1 pseudogene is annotated in these 843 nt (G+C 60.0%); it reads right to left on the minus strand.

Annotated features, from left to right (window positions below):
- A pseudogene (locus AC1DU6_RS33465) lies at positions 1-825 on the minus strand (DNA-directed RNA polymerase subunit beta'); the annotation flags it as partial.
- Positions 826-843: the final 18 nt, after the last annotated feature.

The raw sequence follows: 843 nt of genomic DNA on the forward strand, positions 1-843 counted from the left end.
GTTATTGCGGTTGATGACACGACGGTAAAGGTCGTTCAAATCGGAAGTCGCGAAGCGGCCGCCGTCCAGCGGCACCAACGGACGCAGGTCCGGCGGCAGCACGGGCAGCACGTCCAGCACCATCCAGTTCGGCTTGATGCCGGACTTCTTGAAGGCCTCCATGACCTTCAAGCGCTTGGAGTTCTTCTTGACCTTGAGCTCGGAGCCGGTCATGTCGTTGCGCAGGCGATCGATCTCGATGTCGAGATCCATTTCCTGCAGCAGGTTCTTGATGCCCTCGGCGCCCATCAGCGCGATGAACTCGTCGCCGAATTCGATGCGCTTGGCGTCGTAGTCGTCCTCGCTCATGATCGAGAACTTCTTCAGCGGGGTCATACCCGGGTCGACGACCACATACGCTTCGAAGTACAGCACGCGTTCGATGTCGCGCAGCGTCATGTCGAGCACCAGGCCCAGACGCGACGGCAGGCTCTTCAGGAACCAGATGTGCGCGCAGGGCGCGGCCAGGTCGATGTGGCCCATGCGGTCACGACGGACCTTGGTCTGGGTGACTTCAACGCCGCACTTCTCGCAGATGACGCCGCGGTGCTTCAGGCGCTTGTACTTGCCGCACAGGCACTCGTAGTCCTTGATCGGGCCAAAGATCTTGGCGCAGAACAGGCCGTCGCGTTCCGGCTTGAAGGTGCGGTAGTTGATGGTCTCGGGCTTCTTCACCTCGCCGAACGACCAGCTGCGGATCTTCTCCGGAGAAGCCAGGCCGATCTGGATGGCATCGAAATGCTCATCGGGGGTGAATTGCTTGAATAGGTCGAGTAGTCCCTTCATGCATCTGCTCCTTAGTTC

The sequence above is a fragment of the Roseateles sp. P5_B10 genome (genome assembly GCF_056400485.1).